Source organism: Erwinia tasmaniensis Et1/99 (assembly GCF_000026185.1).
Lineage (GTDB): Bacteria > Pseudomonadota > Gammaproteobacteria > Enterobacterales > Enterobacteriaceae > Erwinia > Erwinia tasmaniensis.
In genome coordinates this window covers 3,197,278-3,219,707 of sequence record NC_010694.1, presented here as the reverse complement: position 1 = coordinate 3,219,707, position 22,430 = coordinate 3,197,278, and the positions used below count along the sequence as shown (strand labels likewise).

Genomic DNA, 22,430 nt, shown 5'->3' with positions numbered 1-22,430 from the left:
ATATATTTTCGGTTCCACTATTCAATGTAAATCTATTTAAATAATTTCAAAATAATTGACGTTAGCTGATAACGCAGGTAACTAACTAATTGTATTTTTCAACAGAGGAGTTCTTTTTAAATGATATTTTAATCAAATCTAAATCAGGTTTTTTATGAGCCGTGACAAAGGTTTTTTTAGTTTTAAAAAATGTCATTTTAATAAGATTTTGACTGATGATTTTATTTTAAGTCAATGAAAAATATATTTTTATTTTCATCTTTTGTCCTTGTTTTACGGTGGGGGTAAGTCCGTGTTACTTGAGGAAGGTGGAGGCCAATGATCTCCCAAAAAAGATGAATTAATCACTTTCAAAAACACACCTCGCTCAAACTTAAGATGATTCTTAATCACTTTTTATCAATTAAGATGTTAAAACTTATTTCTCAGCGAGTTAAGAAACTGCTTCTGGAAGAGAGATTATATTTTGAGGACACTCAAACCCCTGTTAGCTAAAAACCGCAGCTGGGCGCTACAGCGACAGCAGCGTCATCCCCAGTATTTTCGGAAAAATGTAGACGGGCAGCAGCCACATTCATTATGGATTGGCTGCTCCGACAGCAGGGTGCCGGCGGAAGTCCTGACCGGCGCGCACCCGGGCGAACTGTTTGTGCATCGTAATATCGCTAATATGGTCGTCAGCCATGATGATAACTTTATGAGCGTATTGCAGTATGCCATCGAATATTTGCAGGTTTCCCGCATTGTGCTTTGTGGTCACTACGGCTGTGGCGGCGTGCAGGCGGCACTGACGTTGCCGGATATTCCGCTAAATGACGAGAATTCAGCGCTGGCAAGGCGCATCACCCTGCTGCGCGAAGCGCTGTCTGCCGATCTTGCTACGCCTGACGCGCAAGAAAATGAGGTTGAACGCCTTAACCGTCTTGTCGAAGCTAACGTTCTGGCGCAGTTCGGCCAGCTGGTGAAAACGGCACCGGTGCTTAATGCGTGGCGTAAGGGGGGCGATCTCGATGTATTTGGCTGCGTTTATGACCTGCACAGCGGACATCTGAAAGAACTTGTTCAGCAGCAATCGGAAGAGGATAGCGTATGAATCTGCAAACCTTACGTCAGGATATCCCCGCCGGACTGGTGGTCTTTCTGGTGGCCCTGCCGCTATGTCTGGGCATTGCCCAGGCCAGCGGCTTGCCGCCGTTTGTCGGGCTGCTTACCGGAGTGCTGGGCGGCCTGGTGGTCACCACTTTCAGTCCTTCAAAGTTTGCGGTCAGCGGGCCGGCGGCGGGGCTGGTCACCATCGTCACCGGCGCGATGGAAACTCTCGGCTCCTTTTCGGCGCTGCTGCTGGCGCTGATGATTGCTGGCGTGCTGCAATTTCTGCTGGGCGTGGTGCGTGCCGGGCGCTTTATCAGCCTGGTGCCGGGCAGTGTGATCAAGGGGATGCTGGCGGCCATTGGTATCCTGCTAATTATCCAGCAGATCCCGGTGGCGCTCGGCGCGGCGGGTGAAAACGGTCTGGCCTCGTTGCTGAACGGTGGTGCACTCAACGTCTCTTTGCCAGCGATGGCGGTTGCACTGGGTGGGCTGTTAGTTCTCTGGCTGTGGACAACGGCGGCGGTGAAAAAGAACCGCTGGCTGGGCTGGATGCCTGGCCCGCTGGTGGCGGTGCTGCTTGGCTGTGTGGCAACGGTTTTCGGCGGGCGTCTGTTTCCTGAATTAGCGGGAGATCTGCCGCGCATTTCCTTGCCGGCGTTTGACAGCCTGGCGTCATTGACCGGTGAGCTACAGCGCCCGGACTGGATGGCCTGGCAAAATCCGGCGGTGTATCTGGTTGCCGTCACGCTGGCGCTGGTTGCCAGCCTGGAAACGCTGCTTAGCCAAGAAGCGTTGCAGAAAATACGCTCGCAGTATCCGGCGCCCTCGCCGGACAAAGAGCTGCGCGCCCAGGGTATCGGCAATACGTTGAGCGGCTTCCTCGGCGGTCTGCCGATCACCGCCGTGATCGTGCGCAGTTCGGTCAACGTGGGCGCTGGCGCACGCGGTAAGCTGTCTATTCTGATCCACGGCGGGCTGCTGCTGCTCTGCGGCCTGTGGTTCAGCGGGTTGCTGAATGCGATCCCGCTCGCCAGCCTTGCCGCGGTGCTGCTCTATACCGGCTATAAGCTGGCCTCGCCGGGCCTGTTTGTAGCGCAAATTCGTCAGGGTACGCAGCAGTCTGTGCCTTTCCTCGCCACCATCGGCGGCATTTTGGTCTTCGGTATGCTGGCGGGGATCGCGATTGGCTTTATCACACAGATCCTGTTCAGCACCTGGCGAAGCCAGCGTAACGCGATGATGCTGACGCGTTATGACGATCACTACGTCCTGTGCTTTCAGCAGAACCTGAACTTTATGCATAACCCGCGCTTAAAAAGTTTGCTGTCCCAGATCGCGGAAAACAGCGTGGTGATCGTTGACCATGACAATGCGGAATATCTCGACCCGGATGTTACCGCGGTACTGCAAGAGTTTGGCGCAGAGGCGCAAAAGCGGGGGATCCAGCTGAATCACTGGCCGGTTAAGCTGGCGTAAAGCAGCATGCTGTTCACGAGAGAAGGCCACGGCGGCGTGGCCTTTTTTTGCCGCGCCTATATTATAGAAGGCTTGACGATTGAACCAATGGCAACCCGATGACCGATCCCTCTGCGCGAACCCCAGTCTTCGACGGGCATAACGATCTGCTGCTTCATCTGTGGCTTAATCACCCACAAAACCCTGCCGATGCCTTTTTTAATCAGCGTCTTAGCGGTCATCTCGATTTTATCCGTATGCGGCAGGGCGGTTTTTCCGGCGGGCTGTTTGCCGTATTTGTGCCGCCATCGGACTACGTGGCGAAGTTCCACGGTCGCGACGCACGGCAGGAAGCGCTACGCCACGATGCGCTGGCGATCACCGAAAGCCAGATAGCCATCCTACAACAGCTGGCATCGCGGTCGGGGGGGCGGGCAAAAATCTGCCGCAGCGTCAGTGACATTGAGCAATGTCTGGCCAGCGGCGTGCTGGCAATGGTGATGCACATTGAGGGTGCGGAAGCGCTGGATGCCGATTTAAGCCAACTCGATCGTTGGGTGGATGCCGGGCTGCGCAGCATCGGGCCGTTCTGGAACCTCCCTAACCGTTTTGGCTTTGGCGTCAGCGGCCGTTTCCCCGGCTCACCGGATACCGGTGAGGGCCTGAGCGCGGCAGGAAAGCAGCTGATCCACCTCTGTAACCAGCGCCGGCTGATGATTGATGTTTCACATATGAATGAAAAGGCCTTTTGGGATACGGCCAGGCTGAGCGATGCGCCGCTGGTGGCCAGCCATTCCAACGTGCATGCGCTTTGCCCGCAGCCGCGCAACCTGACAGACAGGCAGCTGGCGGCGATCGCAGAGAGTGATGGGCTGGTGGGCCTGAACTTCGGCACTGCCTTTCTGCGCCGCGACGGCAGGCGCGGAGGGGATATGCCGCTAGGCGTAATGGTTCAGCATCTGGATTATCTGCTGGAAAAGCTGGGGGAAGATCGGGTTGCCTTTGGTTCCGACTTTGACGGCGTTAGCCTGGCGGATGATATTGGTGACGTGAGCGGATTGCCGCGGCTGCTGGCGGTACTGCGCAGTGCGGGTTACAGCGAGCCGCTGCTGGAAAAGCTGTGCCGGGCCAACTGGCTACGAATACTGCGAAAAACGTGGGGAAAATAACCGCTTATATATGAACCAAATAGTACAATTAGCATAAACTGCTCAAATTGCAGGGTTGATATCGATTTATCATCGGTGCAACATCTGTCCCGCTACGTTACCAAAATCGGTAATGAAGCGATTTTGATCGGTAATAACAACCTTTGCTTCTTTTTTTACACCTGAGGAACTGATAATGCAGTGGACTAAACCAACTTTTATCGATATGCGTCTGGGCCTGGAAGTGACCTTATACATCTCTAATCGTTAACCGTTCTCTTTATCACAACGTGAATAACGCTGGTTAAAACGGTGATGCCTGTGGTCAAACCCAGGCATTTTTTCATTCCCTTTCCCGGTTAACCCATGAAAATCAAAGTTCTCGGCTCTGCGGCCGGCGGCGGTTTCCCGCAGTGGAACTGCTATTGCCGCAACTGCCAGGGCGTGCGTGACGGTAGCATTGCCGCCACGGCGCGCACCCAGTCTTCCATTGCGGTCAGTGATAACGGCCGCGACTGGGTGCTGTGCAACGCCTCCCCCGATATCTGCCATCAGATTGCTGCTAACCCCGAGCTTCATCAACCTGGCGTACTGCGCGGTTCGGCGATTGGCTCCATTATTCTCACCGACAGCCAGATCGATCACTGCACCGGGTTACTGAATCTGCGCGAAGGCTGCCCGCACCAGGTGTGGTGCACGCCGGAGGTGCATGCGGATCTGACCAGCGGTTTTCCGATCTTCACCATGCTGCAACACTGGAACGGCGGGCTGGTGCACCATGCTATCCAGCCCGCGCGGTCGTTTTCCGTCGCGGTGTGTCCGTCGCTGCGCTTCACCGCTATTCCCATCCTTAGCAACGCGCCGCCGTATTCGCCATTTCGCGGACGCCCACTGCCTGGCCATAATATCGCGCTGATGATTGAAGATACCGCCAGCGGCAGCAGGCTGCTGTATGCGCCCGGATTAGGTGAGCCAGACGCGCCGCTGTTAGAATTAATGTCACAGGCCGACTGCCTGCTGATTGACGGCACGCTGTGGCAGGACAACGAACTGGCGAATACCGGCGTTGGGCGCAATACCGGCCGCGATATGGGGCACCTGGCGTTGGGTGAAGAGCGCGGGCTGATGACGCTATTAGGCGAACTGCCTGCTGCACGCAAAATTCTGATCCATATTAATAATACTAATCCGATCCTTGATGGATCCTCTGACGAGCGCCTGGCACTGACCGCACGCGGCATCGAGGTTAGCTACGATGGCATGAGCATAGAACTATGACCGAACCGGCACTGATGACCCCACAACAGTTTGAACAGGCGCTGCGCGCGCGCGGAGCTTATTACCATATTTATCACCCGTACCATATCGCTATGCATAATGGCGAGGCAACGCGTGAGCAGATCCAGGGCTGGGTAGCGAACCGCTTTTATTACCAGACCCGCATTCCGCTGAAGGACGCGGCGATTATGGCCAACTGCCCGGATGCGGCAACGCGGCGTAAATGGGTGCAGCGTATTCTTGACCACGATGGCCATGACGATAGCGATGGCGGCATTGAAGCCTGGCTGCGTCTCGGTGAAGCGGTCGGCCTTGACCGTGAGGTGCTGCTGTCGGAGCAGCTTGTGTTGCCCGGCGTGCGCTTTGCCGTTGATGCCTATGTCTCCTTTGCCCGGCGTGCGGTATGGCAGGAGGCCGCCTGTAGTTCACTGACCGAACTGTTTGCCCCCGAAATTCACCAGTCGCGCCTCGACAGCTGGCCGCAGCACTATCCGTGGATTGAGGAAGAGGGCTACGGCTATTTCCGTGGCCGCCTTGGCCAGGCCCGGCGCGACGTCGAACATGGCTTACAGCTGGCGCTGGCGTACTGCAACAGCGTGGAAAAGCAGCAGCGTATGCTGGAGATCCTACAGTTTAAGCTGGATATCCTGTGGAGCATGCTGGATGCCATGACGATGGCCTATACTTTGAACCGTGCGCCTTACCACACCGTGACCGATCAACCCGTCTGGCATCAAGGAAAGCTGCTGTGAGCCTCGACCAAAGCATCCCCGTGTTCCGCCGCGGCTATCGCCTGCAGTGGGAAGAAGTGCAGAACTGCCATGTGATCCTTTACCCGGAGGGAATGGCGAAACTTAACGACAGCGCGACGATGATCCTCGAACTGGTGGACGGCAAGCGCTCGCTGGCGGAGATCGTGCTGGCACTGAATACGCGTTTTCCGGAGGCGGGCGGCGTCGATGACGACGTGGCCGATTTCTTTGCGGCCGCGCGCGAACAGAAGTGGATAATTTTCCGTGAACCCCTCTGAATCTAACGTTAAACCGCCGCTGTGGTTACTGGCCGAGCTGACCTACCGCTGCCCGCTACAGTGTCCGTACTGCTCTAATCCGCTCGACTTTGCCCAACAGGAAAAAGAGCTAAGCACCGCCCAGTGGATCGAGGTGTTTAAGCAGGCGCGGGCGATGGGCGCGGTGCAGATCGGCTTTTCCGGCGGTGAGCCGCTGGTGCGTAAGGATCTGCCGGAGCTGATCCGCAGCGCCCGCGAACTCGGTTTCTATACCAACCTGATTACCTCCGGGATCGGACTGACGCAGAAGAAGATCGACGCCTTTGCCGAAGCCGGGCTGGATCATATTCAGATCAGCTTTCAGGCCAGCGATGAAACCCTGAATGCCGCGCTGGCCGGATCGCAAAAGGCGTTTCAGCAAAAGCTGGAGATGGCGCGCGCGGTCAAAGCGCACGGCTATCCGATGGTGCTGAATTTTGTGCTGCATCGTCACAATATTGACCAGCTCGACCGCATTATCGAGCTGTGTATCGAACTGGAAGCCGATGATGTCGAGCTGGCAACCTGTCAGTTCTATGGCTGGGCGCAGCTCAACCGCGAAGGCCTGTTGCCGACGCGCGACCAGCTGGTGCGTGCCGAGGCGGTGGTTCATCGCTACCGCGAGAAGATGGCCGCCAGCGGTAATCTGGCCAATTTACTGTTCGTCACCCCGGACTATTACGAAGAGCGGCCGAAGGGCTGCATGGGCGGCTGGGGGGCCATCTTCCTTAGCGTGACGCCGGAAGGTATGGCGCTGCCTTGCCACAGCGCACGCCAGCTGCCGATCCGGTTCCCGTCGGTGCTGGAGCACAGTCTCCAGGATATCTGGTTCAACTCGTTTGGCTTTAACCGCTATCGCGGTTTTGACTGGATGCCGGAGCCGTGCCGCTCCTGTGATGAAAAAGAGAAAGACTTCGGCGGCTGTCGCTGCCAGGCGTTTATGCTGACCGGCAATGCCGATAATGCCGACCCGGTATGCAGCAAATCAGAACATCATGGCACCATCCTCGCCGCGCGTGAACAGGCCAACTGCACCAATATTCAGGTAAACCAGCTACGGTTCCGCAACCGTGCGAACTCTGAACGGGTCAACTCTCAGCTTATTTTTAAGGGCTGACGGATGGAGCCGCTGCGTCGACGACTCGAAAACGGTTTGCGCGTTGCGCTGATTAGCGATGCGCAGGCGGTGCACGCTTCGGCGCTGCTTCAGGTTGATGTCGGTAGCCATCATGAACCCGATAACTGGCCTGGGCTGGCCCATCTGCTGGAACATCTGCTGTTTGCCGGCAGTCGCGATTATCAGGATGACGACCGGCTGATGGCATGGCTGCCGGCACAGGGGGGGCGGCTGAATGCCACCACTCACGGCAGCAGCACGGCCTTTTTCTGCGAATGCCCCCCGCCGCTGCTGGCGTCCTCGCTGGCGCGTCTGAGCGATATGCTGCTGGCTCCGCTGCTGGCAGAGAAGGCGATCCGCCAAGAGGTCGCCACTATTGATGCCGAATGCCGTCTGCTGGCCGGGCATCAGGATACGCTGTGTGATGCCGCGCAGAGTCGCGCTTTTACCGCGCACCCCTGGCAGCGTTTTCACATCGGTAACGCCGCGAGTTTTGGTGATGACGGGCCGGCGCTGCGCCTGGCGTTACGTCAGTTTCATCAGCGCTATTATCACGCGGCGAATATCACGCTGTGGTTGCAGGGGCCGCAGTCGCCCGAAGCGCTCTGGCAGATGGCCCGGCAGTACGGCAGCGCGTTTGCGGCAGTCGGCCCGCGACCGCCCGCGCTGCCGTTACTGCATTACTCACCGCAGCGCGATATCGACCTGCAACTGGCGGGCGCGCCGCGTCTGCGTCTTTCATTCCTGTTGGATCGGCCGCGCGGCGGCGAACTGACGTTGCTGCGCCAGCTATGGCTGGACGAGGCGGCGGGGGGGCTGATGGCGACGCTGCGCGCGCGCAATCTGTGCGACGGCGCGCGGCTGCTGTTGCCGTATCAAAGTGCCTTGCAGACGCTGGTCAGTTTCGACATTGTGCTGGTTGATGAGAGTCAGGCGGCAGAGGTGGAAGGGTGGGTGCATGGCTGGCTGCAACGGCTGACGACGCTGGCGGCGGAGCCGCGCCAGCACTATGTGCGGCTCGCCCGCCGCCAGTTTGCCGCACTGCCGTCGATGGACCGGCTACGCGAACGCGCCTTCGGTTTTGCTCCACCGCCGATGCAGAAAGGCGGCGGATTCGGGCTGCTGGCGCAGCTGTCGGCGGCGCGTTTAGCCCGGCTGTGGATCGGTGCGCAAAAGTCGGTGCCACGGTGCCGCGTACAGGGGTTCAGCCTTAACTGTGCGGCGCAGACGCGTGCGCCGGTAAAGGCGCATCTTCCAGCTGAAGAACGTGTCTTTTTTCAAAGTAATCAACGCAGTATGCGGATCTCGTTGCCCGAAGCACGGGTGGCGTTAAACCATCAGCGGGCGGATAAGAACAGGGCTGCACTGCTGTTGAGTCCGCTCGACGATCTTCCGCCCCCGTGGGGCGTGATTATGCAGTCGAGCCTGCGGGCGCTGGCTGCCGATTGCGTCCATCAGGGCGGTGATCTTCGCGTCAGCTGTCAGGAAGGTCTTTGGGTTATCCAGCTGTGCGGCAGTCCGGCGTTGATGATACGCATGCTGGCATCGCTAAACCAGCAGCTGTGCGGGATAACCCCGGCGACGATCGCGCAGGGAGAGCGTGAATACCGGCGGCAGCAGCAGGCACAGCGTGAGGATATCGCGGTGCGTGCGCTGCTCAACGCCTTACCCGTGCTGTTGCGCGCATCGCATTATCAGCCAGCAGAACAGCCGCTGCCGCGCCTGGCGTGGCAGGCGGTACTGGATGGCGGTGATGAGGCGCTCTGCCGATCTTTGTCTCATCTGCTCACTTCTTTTCCCGGCAGGGTTAATCCGCCGCACTGGGCGCAGCCGCAGCCACCCGTGCCGCAGCCTGAGTATCAGGTGGCGACCGCCAGCCGCGATGCGGTCCTGCTACGCTTCTGCCCGCTGGTGGAAAACAGCGCACAATGCATGGCTGCCTGGCAGCTGCTGGCGCTGATCTACCAGCCGGCATTTTTTCAGCAGCTGCGCGTCGAGCAGAATATTGGTTATGTGGTCAGCTGTCGTTTTTATCAGGCCGCAGGGCGTTCAGGCGTCTTGTTTGCACTGCAATCTCCGCATGTGAGCACTGCCGATCTTTCGGCGTACATCGATAGTTTTTTAGTCGGGATCAGCGAGGCGCTGGCCGCCATCAGCGTTGATACGTTGCGCGAGAAGGCCGCGCTATTGCTGGATCAGCAGCAGCGGGAACCGGCCGATTTTCAGCAGGAAAGCCTCCGGCGCTGGCTGGCCGCACAGCAACCACGGCCTCATCCCGATGAGGTCGCCGTGCAGGCGCTAACCCCTGCTCACCTTTCAGACTATCATCAGCGCCTGATCGCTGACCGTCAGAACGCCTGGACGCTGATCGGCACGGAGGTCGACAGCCTTTAAGAAGCGTTCGCCTATCTCTGAGCGCATCCATCGCTTTTCCCGCCTTGCCCCCGTAAAGAAAACGGGCGCTCCTCTTACTGACCCATGTTTTTTTTCCGTTGTACCAGATACCTGAACACGAAGAAGAAACGAAATCACTGAAGATGATTGTTGGTTTTTTGTTCTTATAATTGTGCGTTATGCGGATTTTTTATCTTAATTCAGGCTTTGTAACCCCTTTGAAATAATGTTTATGACTGTTGTGAGTTCCATTTTGAACCATTGCGGCTTGAGATTTGTCTTAATGAAGCCTATTTTTTTGGGGATGGAAAATGAAAATCAGTACAAGAACGACATGGATAGCTCTCTTCATCTTTTGTTTATTAGTCTGGGCGCTAATCATTATCTCCTTAGTTTGTGTCTCAAATCGTGATGAAAAGAAGCTACAACAGCCAGCACAACAGGATGCAAATAAGCTGGTTAAGAAGTTAAAAAGGCTCGATCTCAATGAAAAACAAAAACAATTTATCGACTCATTGATTGTTTCTGATGAAAAGAAGCAATAAGTTGTGTCCGTAAGGCATTTGGCTTCTTCTTAAGGTTGTGACCAGCAGGATCTGCCTGGTCACGTGAGACAAAGGCTATGACGAGGAGGGCGGGGATTCAATATACTGACTGAAGCGCAGCAGGTATCCGTCCGGGTCCTGCACTAAAAACTCCCTCTGGCAGACTTCTGTCGAACCAATGTGGTAAAAATTGTCCCGCAGCTGGCGATACAGAGGAATGCGACGATCGTGCAGACTGGCGAGAACAGGATTGACGTCATCAATCTCTATCTGAAAATTAACGCCGCGCCCGAATGGCCTGATCAGCTCTGCGGTGTTCCAGCCTTCATCATGATATGCCTCCAGCATCAGCTGGGCTTCACCCAGTGCAATATAGGCGAAGTCAGGCTGATGCCGTCGGATGATGACGGTAAAGCCAAGAACGTCAGTATAAAAATGCAGAGATGCCGTAAGATCGCTGACGGTCAGTTCTGGCACCATACGATTCCAGTCAGTTTGTTGCTCATCGATCATTCATGTTTCTCCTTTTGAAGGTTCTGGCAGAAGCTGTGATCAATGGTTTAATACGCTGTAGATGGGACATTCATCATCACGATCATCCGGTACATGTTATGTCTCTTTGGATATGAATTCACCACGCCCGGTCATGATAAGACGTAGCCCCATCAATCTGCTAAGTACATTCTTAAGAAAGCCTCGCCGTTTCTCGTGTAGAGGGTTTGCAAAAAAGCAAAACTACCCAAGCCGGTTTTGTTAACGATGTTAGCGCGATGGCTTAGAAAATTTTTGTCTTTGTACCTGAACTGTTCCGGTAGCTGCTCGCTGCGGCTCTTTTTAAGAAAAAAAGGGAGTAGTTTGACTTCTGAGCGGGTTAACGTATAGCTGGTGTCGGTGCTGTGCTTGTCTTTTATCTTTCTGCTGTGAATGACCTTCTTGAATGCATCTATGTCTTGTTTCATCTCTATGATTTTATAGATATTTTTAAGGGGAGGTGGGGGGACTCTGTCCGTTTGTAGCCAGGCGATTTCAGCGTTGTCAGCTTTTTCAACGATATCTTCAAGCAGTGCAAGGTGTCCCGCAGAGCAAATGTTGCTGTCAACGAACACCTTGATGCTTTCCGTATGTTTTAGAAGGGAAAAAAGATAAGGATCTGGGTTGGATGGATTGATGGGGATTAAGCTTGGGCAAAGAGACTGTAGTGCTAAAATAAGATAATTATTCTCGCTAATAAGAATATTCCCTTTTGGCTCAGCGCTTGAAGACTGGGCCTTAATCATGTTCATGCTGATTTCCATGTTGATTTCCGTGTTGATTTTTCGAGAAAGACATTACATTGCCTGTAATAAAACTGTCATTTTTCGCGTGACAATAATATGACATCTTGTTCAGTTTCTCATGTTGCTTAACCCTATTTCGTCCGGGTACAGAATGAGACCTGTCGGCTTGGTTTTCCGCTCTTATGAAAAATGAGCATAGCGTTATTGTTATCCACACAATAAATGTGGTCTGAAAATGAAATAGAATTTCAGTGCATGTTATACGAGAAGTATTTAATCTCTTAATTTGCAGAAGATGACCAGCAGCCCAGTATGAAGATACCCTTTTAGATATAAGGTCTTTACCTCTCTTTGTTGCTCAATAGTGCCCCTTCATTTCAGATAGCATTCGCATATTATAAATAACGTAGAAATCACTGTTTTGGTAAAGTTGTGGTATACGGGTTGTCGTATCTTTTTATGTTATCAGAGAAAAAATTGTTTAAGCTGAAATGCACTGGTGGGCGCTAATGAGCCCAGTGACTGCTCTGATTCAGTCTGAATAATTTTGTTAGCAAAGAAAAATAATTTAATTGCATCAAGTTGTCAATATGTCATTTCTTTATGAATATATTTTATAATCACGTTGGTGATTGTTTTCATAGTGAGGATAGGAGAGGAGAAATTTCAACTGTGATCACAGATGTCATAATTAACCTTAACTTTAGGTAACGCGATATTCTTAAGATAATACCGGAGTCGGATTCAGATGCTTAAGTACGAGAATGTCCGGTTTTTTTAAGCAACAATACGAATTGATTTTCTAAAAAATATATTTAAATCAGACATTTATTTATTTTTAAATGGTGATGTATATATAGGATACATTCATAAGTTTTCCGCTAAGCTAGATAAGTGGAATTAGGACCATTCCAGAATCAAAAGGATGCGACGATCATTTTTACTATATAGATAGGCGTTGGCTATCAATTGACGAAGATAGAGCGGTAACAACAATTTTACAACCTTAATTAAGGTAAGTACTATCCTAATCGAAATGGATGGGATTTTAAGATTTTAAGGATGAATTTTCGTGAGCGCGACCATAGTATCATCACTTATATATGTAATGTTACCTGACTGAGGGAGTTTGTTATGCAGACTGTTCTTACACGAATAGGCTGTATTGGATTTTTTTAAACCATCCGTTTTTTTACATTATGATCTGGTTTCTTTATAGCGTGTAGAGATATCCTTTTTCTACATGTATGGCTATGTCTGTCCACATTTGCCTATTATAAAGCAGGTGATAAAGTTTTCCCCCTATATCATTTTACATAAATGAATTGGGTGTATTGTTACGCCCATTTATAGCGCAAGATGTTAACAGAGAATGCTTTTAATATCTGAGCGTGAAGTTGAAGTGTGAAGTAAAACATTCGTTTTTTTATGATCGAAATCGGTTTTTCCTGGTTTAAGTATCAATGAAATCATTCAACCCATAAAGGAAGTTGGGAATTAAAATGTGCATAATTAAAAAACGTTTTTCTGCTGTTTTCACGCTGGCTGCCGTTGCCATTATCTCTAACCCAGCGTCCGCAGCTGAAAATGAAACGGAAACAAAGCCAACGGTTTCTGTTCAAGGTGGAACTTTGCAGATGCAGGGTTCAGTGGTTAATACGCCGTGCGCGATTGATAACGATTCAGCATCTCAGTCGATAGCGCTAGGCCAGCTGCGTACCGCAGAGATTAACGATAAAAACAAAGTCTCCAGCCCGGTTGATTTCTCAATCAAACTTATTGGCTGCGCTATAGATACTTATTCTAAAGCCTCGGTGACCTTCAGCGGTAACACCCTGGCAGGCCATTCTATGGCGCTGGCTCCGGTTGGCTCCCAAGCTAACAGCACGGTAGCAAAAGGCATTGGTATCCAGATTTTGCAGGATGGTAATGCGGTACAGGTCGATGGCGAAAAGGCGACTGCGGCCAAGTCACTCAACTCGGGTAACAGTGACCTGAAATTCCAGGCGCAGTACATTGCGATGGGTCAGGCAACGGAAGTCACTCCGGGTGCTGCGAATGCCAATGTGAGCTTCACCGTAAATTATCAATAACCTGTTCGTGTGGTCACCATCCTGTCGATGGTGACTTTTTTCGAGGTTTTACTCATGTTAGCTTCACGCTTTAATTACCGTCGGCTTTTGCTGCTTGCCTCACTTTGTCTGCTGCCCTCCGCCGTCATCGCCGGAGGGATCACGCTCAATGCTACCCGCGTTATCTATCCGCAGGAGGCTAAACAGCTCACGGTGTCAGTGCGTAACACGGCCGATAAATCGACCTTTTTGGTGCAGTCCTGGGTAGAAAATTCAGATGGACATAAAACCCGCGACTTTATTATCACCCCACCGCTTTATACCAGCGCGCCAAATGATGAAAACCTTCTACGGCTGATTTTCAGCGGTCAATCGCTGCCCGTCGATCGGGAAAGCCTGTATTACCTCAATGTGAAAGGTGTTCCTTCGGTTGACAAGGAGGCGATGGAAAACCAGAACGCGCTGGTGCTGGCGGCGATCACGCGTATCAAAATGTTCGTGCGTCCTGCCGGACTCAGCCCTTCTGCGGATGATGCGCCGCAACGATTACGCTTTAGTCGTACAGAGGGCAAATTGAAGATCACCAATCCCACACCCTATTATCTCACGCTTACCGATATCAACGTGGGCAAACAGGAGCTTGAGCCCATCATGGTCTCTCCGCTATCAGATGCTTTTCTCGACGTGACGGGCCAGGGTGACCGAGTCAGTTACAGCTCGATTAATGATTATGGTGCCACTACTCCACCCCGTGAAGTCTCTATTCACTCGTCTCATCAGCGTTGAGTGAGGGCGGGAAGTGATCATGTTTCAACTGCAAATCCCTGGCGTCATTTTGGGCGCAACCATGTTGCTGATGTTGATGGTTTCCGTACGCGCCGAGCTGTATTTCCCGCCGGGGCTGGTCGCCGACGATGAGGCATCGATAGCGGATCTCTCCCTTTTTGAAAAACAGGGAATGCAGCTTCCGGGCTCCTATGAGGTGGAGATCTGGCTAAATGGCAATCCTGTTACCAGCCAGAGGCTGCGCTTTGTCGCAGCCCAGCGCGAGGGTGATAAAAAAGACGTTGCAGAGATAACTGAGGGAAAGACCGTCCGCGATAGTACCGGCCTGACGGCCTGCCTGACAGGCCGCGATATGATCGCGTTTGGCGTCAATTTACAGCGATACCCCTTACCCGCCTTACAGGGTGAAGACAGCTGCCTGTCACCCGGCACCTTTATTCCACAGGCGTGGACGGCGTTTGATTTCCGCAAAATGCGTCTGGAGGTCAGTATTCCGCAGATTGCGTTACACAATAGCGCACGCGGCGACATCCCGACCGAGCGTTGGGATGAGGGAGTCTCTGCCGCCATGCTCAGCTACAGCCTCAATGGAACCGACAGCCGTGGGCATTATGGCAATAGCCGCAGTCATTTTTTGAATTTGAACGGTGGCATCAATCTGGGGCCGTGGCGACTGCGTGACCGCCGTAACTGGAGCGAATACCGCAGCCGTAACCGTAATGAACAGCGTTGGCAGCACGGTACGACGATATTGAGCCGTGCCATTATCCCGTGGCGCAGCGAGCTGACGCTGGGCGACGACACCAGCAGTGGCGATGTATTTGACTCTTTTGCCTTCAGGGGCGCACGCCTGGCGAGCGATGATTCGATGCTGCCGGAAAGTCTGCGCGGTTATGCCCCGGTGATACGCGGTACTGCCGGATCTAACGCGCGCATCAGCATTAAGCAAAATGGCTATGAGGTGTACCAGGCCACGGTCGGCGCGGGTGAGTTTGTTATTAGCGATCTTTTCCCCATGTACGCCAGTGGCGACCTGCTGGTCACGGTGACCGAAGTGGACGGCAGCGCCCGCAGTTTTAGCGTGCCTTACTCCTCGGTTCCGGTGTTGGTTCGTCAAGGCCGTACCCGCTACGATCTGACCCTTGGCAGCTATCGCAGCAGCGGCCAAGGCTATAGCCAGCCGCGGGTGATGCAGGGAACCCTCGTTCACGGGCTTCCCTGGGGACTGACTGCCTACGGCGGCGTGCAGTATGCCGACAGCTACCGTGCTGCGGTGTTAGGGGCGGGGGTCAACATGGGCGTGCTTGGCGCACTTTCTGCGGATATAACCCATGCTGACAGCACGCTGAGTGATGGCAGCCAGCACCGCGGGCAATCTTTGCGCTTCCTGTACGCGCGCTCGCTTAACGCGCTCGGCACGACTTTCCAGCTGACCGGCTATCGCTACTCGACGCGAGGTTTCTACACACTGAGTGAAACGACCCTGAAAAGAATGAGCGGCTGGCACTATAACGACGAGCGGCTGGACACGCAGGGCCAGCCATTACCACCACGGGAGACGGATTTCTACAGCCTGTATGACAGTAAAAGGCAACGTTTACAGGCCAGTATTTCCCAGCAGATTGGCTCGTTCGGATCGCTCTATTTGTCCGGCAGCCAGCAGAGCTTCTGGAACCGTTCTGGCGTAACGCGTTCAGTGCAGGCTGGATTTAGCAGCACCCTCGGCTCGCTGAGCTACACCCTGTCGCTCAGCCAAAACCGCAATGCCGGGATGGATCGTGCGGACAGTTCGGTTTCTTTCTTTGTGTCTTTGCCGCTGTCGCAGTGGATGCCGGCAGGAACCCCGTCAATTTACGCCACCTTTAATGAAAGCCGTAATAGCGATGGTGCAATATCACAGCAGGCCGGACTGAGTGGGACCCTGCTGGATGCAGGCAATCTGAACTGGAACCTGATGCAGGGGCGTTCACGCGGCGACACCAGCAGCAGCGCCAGGATGAGCTACCGCGGTGCACTGGCCGATGTAGGCATGGGATACAGCAGCAGCAGCAACTATCGCCAGCTTAACTACGATGCCGCCGGCAGTGTGGTACTGCACCGTGATGGACTGACGGTCAGTCAGCCGCTGGGCGACACCAATATCCTGGTTGCGGCTCCCGGCGCAGCGGGCGTGAAGCTGGAAAACGGCAATGGTTTGCAGACCGACGGGCGCGGCTACGCGATACGTCCGTGGGCATCCGGCTATCGAGAAAACCGCGTGGCGCTGGATGTCAGCACGCTGGATGACCGTACGGAGTTGGAGGGTGCGGTGATGCAGGTTGTGCCGACCCGCGGAGCGCTGGTACGGGCAGATTTTAAAACGCGTAGCGGCGTACGCGCCCTGTTTACGCTCACCTTCGACGGTAAGCCCGTGCCGTTTGGCGCACAGGTCAGCAGCGGCGACAGCAGCGGTATCGTCAGTGACGAGGGGCAGGTTTACCTGGCCGGTCTGGCAGAAGAAGGCGAATTAACAGTCCGGTGGGGGGGCGGTGCGCATCAGCAATGCACGCTCAGCTACCGGATTCCACAGGATAAACAGCAGGCTCCGCTGGCACAAATGCAGGCCGTTTGCCGTCAGCTGAACGCAGTACCTGTCTCTACAATCAACCACTAAGGAAAGTACATATAATGAAATACCCGATTTATCTTTGCGCCCCGCTGTTGGTGATGATGGGCGTGGCGAGTACGGTATATGCCCTGGATTCTAATACCGTTCAGGTCGCCATGAAGGCGAATGTTACCGCATCCTGCACGATCTCAACGTCGACAGCAGCGGTAGTGCTGGACGCTATTCCTGCATCAGATTTTGTCGGTAAAAAGGATGGCGATCCCATTGGGAATTCCAAAGTCTTCAAGTTAACGCCGACATGTTACGGCAAGCAGAATTACACGCTTACCCTGACCCCATTATTGACAACGTCAACCGCCTGTATAAAAACGAGCGCCGACTTTATGCGTTTTTGCCTCAGTGAGGACAGTAAGGCGATTGATTTCAAAAATGGCTCTGCCACGTTAACCAAAGCCGTCGCCGATGGGACAAAAACGTTTACCGTGATGCCCCAGGTTGGAAAAAATAACGGGGTGACGGCAGGGGATATTGAGGGAGGACTGACCATAATTATTGCACCTCAGTAATTATGCTCAGGGGCTGCGCTGGCGCATCCCCCTATTTTTATTTCCAGCCGCCGCCGCCGTTATCAATAAGATATTTGGTGATTAGCAGACCTGCCTATTTCAGGAGAAGTGATGTCCACCACTATGTCCAGCGCTGCACGCCCAGAAGTGGCGTCCGCACCGTGTTTAACCTACCGCCGTTTTTTGGCGTGCAAAAGTCAGTACTTTCTGGCTGCTGCCCTACTAGGGGGCGGGATCGCCAACTGCGCTTGGGCAGAATTAAATGCGCAGTTTGGTAGTATGAATTTGACCTATACCTTAAAGCCAGGGGAAGCAGATGATCAGGGGATCCCTGGATCCTTTTTCGGCGCTGCATGGGATATTAAGCTGGGCGAACGGGCTCCCACAGGGATCATTGAAGAAATAGTACTTGACAAGGCATTGGTGTTACCGGCTGGCATTATGATGGGAATGAGCCTGGATTTTGAAAGTGACTTTCAAAGAGTCGGCAGTGAAAATCATGTGACCTGCATGCAGAAGGTATTGATTCATAAAGAATCTGGTCAAATACCCTGGGTTGTGAAACCTTGGAATGATTGCGATATGAAAGTCTGGCCATTTATGCGCTATGTCGCGGATATCACTTCATCAGGCACCATGCAGCTCGTCAACAATACTGACAAACCCTTCAGGTTTACAACCAATCTGACCGTCAAAATGTACCAAGGGGCGCAGGTACGGGGAATTGTAGATTTCACCGTAGGGGAACGTAAGTCCTGCACCATTGATATTGCCGACTCGCTTTATTTGGGCAAGATCTCGGCGAGCAGGCTGCAAAAGATAACTGAAGGAGAGATTGTCGACGATCTTGGCGGGATGTTGGGGGCGGTGCTGAAGTGTAACCATAACAGAGCGGCATATTTAACCATAACCTCTTCTTCAACGTCTACGGACGGTTGTGCCAGCGACAATCTTGGTTCGCTGAACTATTGCGCCTACCTGGATGGGAAAAAACTCAGTATGGGTGAGAAATATGGGCCGATATGGAGACCTATTGCGGAAACAAAAAATATTACCTTTCTCGCAACTAAGGGAAAGAAAAGCACCGGCGGAAAGTCCCAGGCGCAAATACTGCTGACCTTTGAACCGCGCTGAATATACCGCGAACAACGCATTGCAGATCGTTGCTGCCAGCGGCTGCCGCTGGCCCGACTAATTTAGAGAAAAAATCAATGAAATACCCGGCTTATCTTGGCACCATGTTAGTGGTGGCGGCACAGCTATCGGCGGTGCCGCATGCCGCTGCCGGCTCGGCGGCGGTTACGCTGTATTCCGATATCACCTCATCCTGCACAATATCACAGCCCGAAGTGGTAACGCTGCCCAATATCCCGGCACTGGCCTTTGCCGGTAAAGATCCCGGCAGTATTCTTATGGATTACTGGGCCGAATTAAATATCACCGTGTCATGTCCAGGTGCCACGCGTTACAGTTTGACTTTTACTCCCGGCGGAGCCACGCCCACCAAGACCCAGTGTATGGCAACGGATAAAGCATTTATCCGTTTTTGCGTATTAGATTTCTTAACCGTTCTGGATTTTAGCAAAGGCCCGGTAGTGTTATCTAAGCCTGTAATATCGACCAGCACGGCATACCATGTGCTCCCAGCGGTTGGAACAGGTGATATCACCGCGGGAACGGTAAACGGCATAATGACCGTTGTGGTTGCCCCGCTGTAAAGGCCATACCCTCCGGGCTATCGGTTTCTAACCTATTCCCTCGTTTATTCGCCCTCGCAGCCAGAGTGAATGCGCCATCAGTCAGGCGATGTGCCACGTGGCACCGCACAAAAAATCGTCCTGCTGGTGGATTCCTCAAATTTGGGCGCAAAAGTTCATTGTGGTGTGCAGCCTGGATGCGGGTGACGCGCCGATCACCACCAACAACAACGTCGGATGCAACGTGCTGTCCAGCGGCATCAGGGCTTATTTCACTCTGTGAGTTCGGTTTTTCCGGCCACCTTACCAAGTACCACAATATCCGTGGCATGACATTCAAAAGAGGCGGGGTCGTCTTCAACGCGCAATTTGCCTCCGGCAGGCGATAAACCTGGCGGATGCTCTTAAAGCCGTCGATCTTAATCAGCCAGCGCCCGTCATTAGTCTCGCCGTTTTTCTCATCGACCAAATAGATAGATTGTTCAAATTCTACCAGCAGCGGTGCGACAGTTTCTGCCGGGATGAATTGCGGATCGTAATTAACCTAGTCTACCGATGAGAAATCCCCGTTGGTGATTTCCATAAATTGTAATGTTAACGCTGAAACGATGCTGGTATCCAGATGACAGGCAATTAGCCTGTCATGGGGAAGTTATCGCGCACCCAGCGGTTAGCCATCGTGCTTTACGATACGCCAAGGTGACCGCACAGCACCTGGCGGGTATTCATTCCGTAGGCATTAGGGATACGGGGGATGGCAGAAACCCGAATTCGTTACAGTGTGTAGCAGCTTCATATCCTGCTGCGGCACGAAGGCTTGACTGGTTAACCACAAGAAAACACATCGATTTATCGTCTGGAAAGGCTAAGGCTGAGTCAAGCGCTCACTGCGGCGCGTGACGTGCAGGGACAGGCGTATCCGCCCGCCCGTAACCGTTGTGGAACAGTGCCGGAGCATGGATTCCGTCGCTGATAATCAGTTCAACTGGTGCCGGATCCGTGTCCTGACTGTCGTCGATAATTTTAGTCGTGAATGCGTGGCGATTGAGGTAGGCCAGGGACTTCGCGGTGACGATGTGGTCGCCGTGATGGAGCGGATCAGGCAGACACAGCAGCGTGCACCACGACGTCTACAGACGGACAATGGCAGCGAATTTATCTCGAAAACGCTGGAGCGCTGGGCATATGAAAACGGGGTGGAGATGGACTTCTCACGCTTCGGAAAGCCCACATATAACGCCCTGGTTGAGTCATGTAACGTCAGCCTGCGTGATGAATATCTGAACGTGCACTGGTTCCTGTCACTGGAAGATGCTTGGGAGAAAATCGAGCACTGGCGGCAGTAATATAACCAGTACTGACCGCATTATTCGTTAAATAACCAGACCCCGGCAGAATTTGTCCGAAGCCTGCAAACAGGCCCGGATTGCTGATTTATCTCGTCACCGATAGTGGGAGGAGATCAATAGGGGGAGCAGAAATCTACCGAAACCCCAAAAGCGAAGAGCCAGCCCGTAGGCTGGTTCTTCTAAATAGTGGTACCGGACTCAGAATCGAACAAGGGAGTAGTTGATGGTGATTTGTTGTATCTCACCCTGATTATGATTCGGGTGTGAAAATACATTTAAATTACTCATGTTACATATGTGGCGTTAAGCCACAGTTGCTTCCAGATGTATCTGTCAAAGGTGGGGAGAGTAAACCAAACCAAGCTGCAAACGCTGTTTTCAGCGATTGTGACATGATTACCGATGCTTCTACCGACTTTGATGATTTTGGGATACTACGCTGGAAACCCCGATTGTGCGTTATCCCGGTTTTAGCCCGGCAACGGCTCAATAAGTTTATTGCAGCTTTGGAAGGTATAATGTCCGTTCATGCTAACGTCGCTGAAAAAGATGCAATGGATTTTCCTAAACATTAAACGTCCCAGAAAAGCGGGGCGTTTCACTTATGGCGCAGAGAATGTCCCCGTAATGCAAGACGTTTAGCGACAGGGCGGTCAACGCTCAGCGGGCCGCCTCCCTGCACAACCAGCAGCAGGCAAATGACGATATAGGCAGATTCGGGCAGGTAAAACAGCCAACTGTACCAAGTAAGCAAATTGAGATTCGCCGGTATATGGTGTAGTCCGACGGTAAACAATGCCACCAGACTGATTATCATCAGCACCAGCGCGCTCACGCGTGTCAGGAATCCCGCCGCCATCAACAGCCCGAACAGCGTTTCGCAGCCGGCGACAAAAAACGCCATAAATGCCGGGAACGGGATGCCTGCTTCGGTAATGGTTTCCAGCATCATGGCCTGGCTTTCTGGCATAAAAACTTTGTTAAAGCCCGAGGCGAAGAAGAACACCCCGAGGGCGACTCGTATTATGACTAGCGGAATAAAGCTGCGGGTGCCTGGCGTCTGAAACAAAGCTTGCAAATAGGTCATAAATCTTTTCCCTGAATTATAGAATTTAATGTCCCTTACAGGACCGGTATTTATCTGCCCTGACGCAGGTCAAGTTCATATAGCCTCAGATTCGCTGCGCTGTTGGAACATACTGAACGCAGCATTTAAGTGCAAGCGCGGTACAAAAAATTACATTCAGAGGTTATCCGCTGGGATCGCTGAAATCTCATTTATCCCATTTTCAGCCTGGCAATCAGCGTAATTCCACCGTGGTTTTGGAAGGTATAATGCTGCCAACGGCGATATCCGGATCTGAGCATCAATCCCTTTGACATTGCCTTCCAATTCCGGTCGTTCCAGCAATCGCGACAGGATCGCCGAGTTGTGATACACGGAAGCGTTCGAAATAAGCTGCTCACACAGGTTGCTCATTTTTTGTTTCAATGCCATTTTTCCCCGGTTAACTTGTTCTTTCTGCCGCTCATCACGCAGTAGCTTTACCCATTTCGTCATCGTAGAAGGCCTGCGTCCATGACTACCTGTGCCTGCGTGACTGTTAATTTTGAACGACAACTAAATGGGCCAATTTGCATTTCATTTCTGAAATAAAATTTTCTCTTTATATCAGAGGACCTGTGCTGTGCGGAGGTGCGCATATTACCTCTTTTCAGGAGGGAAATTTAGTAAATCAATTTAGAGCACGGTGAAATGTACCGGTGCGGTGAGTTAGTTTCAACGGCATTTGTGTGGTCACACCTAATGAAGTAATAGCCAGAATAATTGCCAAAAATAGCAGGTGCAGTGGAACAGAAAGATGAGCACTGTTTGTGACAGATCCGGACCGCTGTTCTGAATGAATAGCTGTAGAATAAATTCTGCCTGCTGATATACGGGTTCTCAAGGGAAAAAAAGGGTCGAAAAGGTATCTTCGATGCCAGCATAAGCTACGG

22 protein-coding genes and 2 pseudogenes are annotated in these 22,430 nt (G+C 52.8%); 19 read left to right on the top strand and 5 right to left on the bottom strand.

All coding sequences use genetic code 11. The annotated features are described in order from the left end of the window. Positions 1-466 precede the first annotated feature (466 nt). From ETA_RS15655 to ETA_RS15615, 10 genes are all read left to right on the top strand, one after another. Positions 467-1,093, top strand: coding sequence for a carbonic anhydrase (locus ETA_RS15655; protein WP_012442593.1), 627 nt, complete (start codon positions 467-469; stop codon positions 1,091-1,093). Next, positions 1,090-2,568: a SulP family inorganic anion transporter gene (locus ETA_RS15650; RefSeq protein ID WP_012442592.1), complete on the top strand. Its 1,479-nt coding sequence runs from the start codon at positions 1,090-1,092 to the stop codon at positions 2,566-2,568. Before ETA_RS15655 ends, ETA_RS15650 begins: the two co-directional genes overlap by 4 nt. Before the next feature lie 98 nt (positions 2,569-2,666). Continuing rightward, the gene (locus tag ETA_RS15645; protein ID WP_042959140.1) at positions 2,667-3,716 is read left to right on the top strand and encodes a dipeptidase; all 1,050 of its coding nucleotides are present in this window, start codon (positions 2,667-2,669) and stop codon (positions 3,714-3,716) included. Between the two features lie 175 nt (positions 3,717-3,891). Then, entirely contained in the window at positions 3,892-3,966 is a 75-nt protein-coding gene (pqqA, locus tag ETA_RS19425; protein ID WP_004160001.1) for a pyrroloquinoline quinone precursor peptide PqqA, read from the top strand. A gap of 95 nt (positions 3,967-4,061) precedes the next feature. Further along, a complete protein-coding gene (gene pqqB / locus ETA_RS15640; RefSeq protein WP_012442590.1) occupies positions 4,062-4,973 on the top strand; it encodes a pyrroloquinoline quinone biosynthesis protein PqqB in 912 nt (303 codons plus the stop codon). Continuing rightward, on the top strand, positions 4,970-5,725 hold the full coding sequence (gene pqqC / locus ETA_RS15635; RefSeq protein ID WP_012442589.1) for a pyrroloquinoline-quinone synthase PqqC: 756 nt from the start codon (positions 4,970-4,972) through the stop codon (positions 5,723-5,725). The genes pqqB and pqqC overlap by 4 nt, the downstream gene beginning before the upstream one ends. Continuing rightward, positions 5,722-6,003 (top strand): pyrroloquinoline quinone biosynthesis peptide chaperone PqqD, encoded by a 282-nt coding sequence (pqqD, locus tag ETA_RS15630; RefSeq protein ID WP_012442588.1) that lies wholly within the window; start codon positions 5,722-5,724, stop codon positions 6,001-6,003. The genes pqqC and pqqD overlap by 4 nt, the downstream gene beginning before the upstream one ends. Then, entirely contained in the window at positions 5,990-7,138 is a 1,149-nt protein-coding gene (gene pqqE, locus ETA_RS15625; RefSeq protein ID WP_012442587.1) for a pyrroloquinoline quinone biosynthesis protein PqqE, read from the top strand. The genes pqqD and pqqE overlap by 14 nt, the downstream gene beginning before the upstream one ends. A gap of 3 nt (positions 7,139-7,141) precedes the next feature. Continuing rightward, a complete protein-coding gene (gene pqqF / locus ETA_RS15620; RefSeq protein ID WP_012442586.1) occupies positions 7,142-9,532 on the top strand; it encodes a pyrroloquinoline quinone biosynthesis protein PqqF in 2,391 nt (796 codons plus the stop codon). Between the two features lie 311 nt (positions 9,533-9,843). Further along, complete coding sequence (locus tag ETA_RS15615) at positions 9,844-10,077, top strand: hypothetical protein (protein WP_012442585.1); 234 nt, start codon at positions 9,844-9,846, stop codon at positions 10,075-10,077. A gap of 75 nt (positions 10,078-10,152) precedes the next feature. Here the strand turns inward: ETA_RS15615 and ETA_RS15610 are convergent, their stop codons facing one another. Together ETA_RS15610 and ETA_RS15605 are read right to left on the bottom strand one after the other, a co-directional pair. Beyond that, positions 10,153-10,590 carry a bleomycin resistance protein gene (locus ETA_RS15610; RefSeq protein WP_042959137.1) on the bottom strand — a complete coding sequence of 146 codons (438 nt, stop codon included), beginning with the start codon at positions 10,588-10,590 and terminating at the stop codon, positions 10,153-10,155. 152 nt (positions 10,591-10,742) lie between these two features. After that, positions 10,743-11,372: a hypothetical protein gene (locus ETA_RS15605; RefSeq protein ID WP_012442583.1), complete on the bottom strand. Its 630-nt coding sequence runs from the start codon at positions 11,370-11,372 to the stop codon at positions 10,743-10,745. 1,484 nt (positions 11,373-12,856) lie between these two features. On the opposite strand from ETA_RS15605, the gene ETA_RS15600 reads away from it, so the two are divergent. From ETA_RS15600 to ETA_RS20065, 7 genes are all read left to right on the top strand, one after another. Next, a complete protein-coding gene (locus ETA_RS15600; protein WP_012442582.1) occupies positions 12,857-13,447 on the top strand; it encodes a fimbrial protein in 591 nt (196 codons plus the stop codon). 54 nt (positions 13,448-13,501) lie between these two features. Continuing rightward, a complete protein-coding gene (locus ETA_RS15595; protein ID WP_042959135.1) occupies positions 13,502-14,212 on the top strand; it encodes a fimbria/pilus periplasmic chaperone in 711 nt (236 codons plus the stop codon). Between the two features lie 19 nt (positions 14,213-14,231). Further along, positions 14,232-16,865, top strand: a complete 2,634-nt coding sequence (locus ETA_RS15590; RefSeq protein WP_012442580.1) for a fimbria/pilus outer membrane usher protein — start codon at positions 14,232-14,234, stop codon at positions 16,863-16,865. A 14-nt stretch (positions 16,866-16,879) separates the two neighbouring features. Continuing rightward, on the top strand, positions 16,880-17,386 hold the full coding sequence (locus tag ETA_RS15585; protein ID WP_012442579.1) for a hypothetical protein: 507 nt from the start codon (positions 16,880-16,882) through the stop codon (positions 17,384-17,386). 111 nt (positions 17,387-17,497) lie between these two features. Further along, complete coding sequence (locus tag ETA_RS15580; RefSeq protein WP_042959133.1) at positions 17,498-18,520, top strand: hypothetical protein; 1,023 nt, start codon at positions 17,498-17,500, stop codon at positions 18,518-18,520. Positions 18,521-18,597: 77 nt separating this feature from the next. After that, positions 18,598-19,104 carry a hypothetical protein gene (locus tag ETA_RS15575; protein ID WP_042959132.1) on the top strand — a complete coding sequence of 169 codons (507 nt, stop codon included), beginning with the start codon at positions 18,598-18,600 and terminating at the stop codon, positions 19,102-19,104. Positions 19,105-19,201: 97 nt separating this feature from the next. After that, positions 19,202-19,366, top strand: a complete 165-nt coding sequence (locus tag ETA_RS20065) for a hypothetical protein (RefSeq protein ID WP_157861817.1) — start codon at positions 19,202-19,204, stop codon at positions 19,364-19,366. Here the strand turns inward: ETA_RS20065 and ETA_RS20725 are convergent. Next, positions 19,356-19,854 (bottom strand): annotated as a pseudogene (locus ETA_RS20725) (helix-turn-helix domain-containing protein). The gene ETA_RS20065 and the pseudogene ETA_RS20725 overlap by 11 nt on opposite strands. Between ETA_RS20725 and ETA_RS20475 the strand changes: the two are divergent. After that, positions 19,829-20,516, top strand: a pseudogene (locus ETA_RS20475) (IS3 family transposase); the annotation flags it as partial. The pseudogenes ETA_RS20725 and ETA_RS20475 sit on opposite strands and share 26 nt — an antisense overlap. 179 nt (positions 20,517-20,695) lie before the next feature. Further along, positions 20,696-21,007 (top strand): hypothetical protein, encoded by a 312-nt coding sequence (locus ETA_RS20060; protein ID WP_157861816.1) that lies wholly within the window; start codon positions 20,696-20,698, stop codon positions 21,005-21,007. A 23-nt stretch (positions 21,008-21,030) separates the two neighbouring features. Here the strand turns inward: ETA_RS20060 and ETA_RS15560 are convergent, their stop codons facing one another. Continuing rightward, positions 21,031-21,519 (bottom strand): DoxX family protein, encoded by a 489-nt coding sequence (locus ETA_RS15560; RefSeq protein WP_012442573.1) that lies wholly within the window; start codon positions 21,517-21,519, stop codon positions 21,031-21,033. Between the two features lie 156 nt (positions 21,520-21,675). Beyond that, positions 21,676-21,993, bottom strand: coding sequence for a Tn3 family transposase (locus ETA_RS15555; RefSeq protein ID WP_083772851.1), 318 nt, complete (start codon positions 21,991-21,993; stop codon positions 21,676-21,678). Positions 21,994-22,430: the final 437 nt, after the last annotated feature.